At 52.6% G+C, this 3759-nt stretch carries 5 protein-coding genes and 1 pseudogene; all 6 read right to left on the minus strand.

The window, feature by feature from the left end; all coding sequences use genetic code 11:
- Nucleotides 1-593 (minus strand): orotidine-5'-phosphate decarboxylase (gene pyrF / locus QCH34_RS08545; protein ID WP_300332859.1); only part of this gene is annotated, 593 nt, incomplete at its 3' end.
- Nucleotides 590-1525 carry a deoxyhypusine synthase gene (locus tag QCH34_RS08550; RefSeq protein ID WP_300332861.1) on the minus strand — a complete coding sequence of 312 codons (936 nt, stop codon included), beginning with the start codon at nucleotides 1523-1525 and terminating at the stop codon, nucleotides 590-592. The genes pyrF and QCH34_RS08550, both read right to left, overlap by 4 nt.
- A 122-nt stretch (nucleotides 1526-1647) precedes the next feature.
- Nucleotides 1648-1860: a hypothetical protein gene (locus tag QCH34_RS08555; protein ID WP_300332863.1), complete on the minus strand. Its 213-nt coding sequence runs from the start codon at nucleotides 1858-1860 to the stop codon at nucleotides 1648-1650.
- A 47-nt stretch (nucleotides 1861-1907) separates the two neighbouring features.
- Nucleotides 1908-2795, minus strand: coding sequence for a hypothetical protein (locus tag QCH34_RS08560; protein ID WP_300332866.1), 888 nt, complete (start codon nucleotides 2793-2795; stop codon nucleotides 1908-1910).
- A gap of 76 nt (nucleotides 2796-2871) precedes the next feature.
- Nucleotides 2872-3552: a DUF4013 domain-containing protein gene (locus QCH34_RS08565; protein ID WP_300332868.1), complete on the minus strand. Its 681-nt coding sequence runs from the start codon at nucleotides 3550-3552 to the stop codon at nucleotides 2872-2874.
- A 21-nt stretch (nucleotides 3553-3573) separates the two neighbouring features.
- Nucleotides 3574-3759 (minus strand): annotated as a pseudogene (locus QCH34_RS08570) (hypothetical protein); the annotation flags it as partial.

Here is a 3759-nt window from a genome sequence, read left to right on the forward strand (position 1 = left end):
TCTTCTGCGCCATAAATTGCACGGCCGACGATCACACCATCCACAAGCTCTTTTACATCTTCAGGAGATGCACCCTGGGCACCAACACCGGGAGAATAGATCTTCATCGCACCAACAAGCTCCCGGAGTGCCGCAATACGGGCGGGCCGGGTCGCCGGTGCAATGATCCCGTCTGCTCCGGCAAGAGCGGCCATCCTGCAGAACGATTCGGCCACCCCCCCGGAGAACCATTCCGCTCCTCCGGGGTGGCTCATCTCACAGACGACAAAACATTCTCCCCCATGTGCATGTGCGGATTCGACACAGGCGGCAAGCGAGTCACTCCCCGGAAATGCATGGCAGATAACAGCTGAACAGCCGGCATCAAAGACAGAATCACAGATGAGTGTGTTGGTATTTGGAATATCCGCCACCTTGAAGTCCGCAATCACCGGAACGCCGAGTGCAGCAATCTCACCGGCAACCGACAATCCTGCTCCAAGGACAAGAGGGTAGCCGATCTTGATCGCATCAACGTACTGGGCAGTTGATTCTGCAATCGCGAGTGCCCTGTCCCGTGAGGTGGCATCGAGGGCAAGGATCAGGGTACTCATGTTACCAGCCTCTCCAGGGTGGCGGCAATAAGCAGTGGCAGCGTGATCGTTGCATCCCCATAGACCGTCATTGCACGTGCCTCTTCGTTGATCTTGCCCCAGGAACGTGCCTCGTCAAGAGTTGCCCCGGAGAGGCCGCCAAGATCGGGGCGATCGCCGGTGAGCTGCACGGCATAGGAGAAACCATTCTCGGTCATCAGCATGCTCTGGAAGATGAAGTTCTTTGGAACACCGCCACCGACAAGGAGTGCCCCGGCACGCTCAAGCGAGAAGCACCGGTTCATCAGATCCTTCATATCAAGGAACGCATCGATAACAACCCGGCCCGACTGCGAGAAGAGCCAGTACTGGAGGCCTATCATTGAGTCCTGGATAGCGGGGCAATAGACAGGAATACCTTTCCGTGCTGCTGTGGCAAGGATCCCGGAGTCCAGCCGCTCTCCGATATGCCGGAGAAGGGAGGATATTGAGATGACCGAGCCCTCGGGGAGTTCGGAATAGACCTCCTGCATAAACTCCTCGAACCGCTCGAATGCCTCGGTCGGAAGATAGACATCATAGATACGGTTGATCTCCTCGTGCCTGAGATCGACATCATCACATATCTCGGTCCCATGATAGTGGTGGCACCCGATCGCCTCGATGATATCATGCGTCAGGTTGGCTCCGGTTGATACGAGAATATCAATATATCCGCATTCAAGGAGATCCGAGACAATTCCACCCATACCGGCAGGCACCATCGCCCCGGCAAGGCCAAAAAACCGCGTTGCCTTTGGATCAGAGAACATCGCCTCGGTGATAGAGACCGCCTCGGCAAGCGATCCCCCGTTATATGCACCAGCTGCACCCATCGCATCGACAAGCTCCGATACCGTCATCCCCGGCCGGATATGCATCTGGCATACCGGATCATTGCATTCGTGTTGCATCCTCACTCAACCATATACAGGTTAGCTTCCCGCATGATTAAGCCATTAGCTTTTGGAGGGTTGGCCCGGGTTTTCATTAAAAGAGAATGGAGGAGTTGTCCCCAACCTTATACAAACCCCATTCAATCTTCAGTCATAAAGAACCGGACAGCACCCGGCGCATGCCTGTTGATCTCCTCAAAGAAGTAGGTGCCAAGTGCCGGATCCGAATCATCGATCGCCGCAGTAATCGTCCTGACAAGCCACGGAGAGAGATCCGGACCCTTCTCAAGAGAATTCATCACCACGACAACTGCTTCATCAACCTCGATTTTATTCTTCCATCGGTATGCCATATGCTCACCAGACCGATGATTGGATGGAAAGTATATAAATTTTATTATTATCGAACCTTCAACCGCCCATCCTTTCCGGTGATCCTCCCGGCAGAGCGGAGTGCATCCACAAGCTGCTGCACCATCTCCTGTGATACATCAAACCTGAGAGGATATGCTTCTTCATCAATGGGTACCGTTTTCCCGGATATATTCTGAGTGATTTCAAGCAGTGTTGCCGCACCTTCCTGAATCAGCGAGACGATCTCATCAGCCAGGGTAAGCAGGAGGAAGAACTGCTCGAGAAATGCAACAAAACTTTCCTCTTCAGGATTCGTTCCCTGGATAGAATCAATGAGATCTGTTGGATCCGAACTGAAGATCACATCAATCCCTAACTGGACAGAGAAGAGCGTCTCTGATGAAACAACCCGCTCACCCCTTAACCCTGCCTCCTCAAGTGCCTCTTTCTCAGGGAAGAGGAGGAGCGGAATCGGGACAGCAATCATATGGCTCCCGGAATCAACCTCCCTGACGACATGAAGGCGATCATCTTTCTCCTCTACATACCCATCCCTGACATACTCAAGAACCCTGCGGGCATCCTGCGTAAGGGAAGCCAGTTCCTCATCAGAGAGTGAATCGGTCTTCTCATATGCGGCCCTGAGATAGCTGCCCCCGTCAGCTTTTATCGCAGAAATGATCCGGGAGAATGCTTCCTCTTCAAGCCTGACAATCTCAGAAGCGATCCCAAGCGCCTCTTCATCCCCCTCATCCTCATGAGATAATGAACCAATAAACGCCCCAAACGAATCTATTGTGCCAAAAGCCACCTCCAGAGAGGTGAGTGTCGTCTCAACAGTGAGACGGGCAGATGATCCTGACTTCTTCAGGATGCGAACAGACTGCTGGGCATCCTCGCGGGCAGTAAAATGAAGGGTAAGTTCCTGTGACATGCAGTTGTTTTTTCATTCCTGAAGAGATGAAACCTCGCTTCTGTTCGAAAAATGGTTGCCAGGAAGAGTGGTTGGGTTATTGATTGGATGAATCGGAGAGGCCGGATTCAAAGACGAGGGTGAAGTACCGGGCAGCAAAGACCGTCACCATTGCATAGATGAAGAATGCCGGAATATACCCGATCAGGGAGAGTTCCATCATGTATCCCGCCGGGAGAGAGACAAGGAATGCGATGATGGTATAGAAGACAACCGCAGAGAGATATGAGACGACACCAATCCTTCTGATATGGGCCAAAATCGCACTGAATGCAAAGGCATCGCGGATCTTCCCTGTTCTGGCTGTTCGGATCACCCCGATCATCGAGAAGAGGATGACAACAGCATACAGGAGTATGATCCCAACAATCAGAAAGAAGACGAAACCTATCTCTGAGAAGAGAAGGCCTGATTCGGCATGAGTAATAAGATTCAGCAGGAGATCCCCCTGGGATCCGACGATGATGATCGCCCCGATAAACGGGAGTGCATAGATGAATGAGACGATTGTCAACCTGATTCCGTCAATGAAGAGTTCGAGCGGCTTTGAGAGATCCGGGGGTTTTGATCCTCCACGGTAAATCCGTGCCGTATACCCATAAATCAGGGGGAAAATAGCGACCATACCCATCAAAAGAGGAACCCTTACCGGCTTATCCCGGATCGTGGCCATGGTAAACGCAGCCGACTCCTCAGCAGATGCAAAGAGATCGATCATATCAGCAAAGAGTCGACGGGATCAGATATAATCCTCCCGACTGTAATCCTTTGGAAAATCCGGAATAACAGGCTCTCCCCGGCAGAGGGGACGGGCAAGATGCCGTCTGGCGGAAGGAGGGACCTCATACCACCCCGGATGAATCGTCCTCTCCTGATAGCTGATACAGGGCTCCCGGCTCCTTGCCCCGCATACCCGGCATTTATA

This window comes from Methanocalculus sp., from assembly GCF_029762515.1.
Lineage (GTDB): Archaea > Halobacteriota > Methanomicrobia > Methanomicrobiales > Methanocorpusculaceae > Methanocalculus.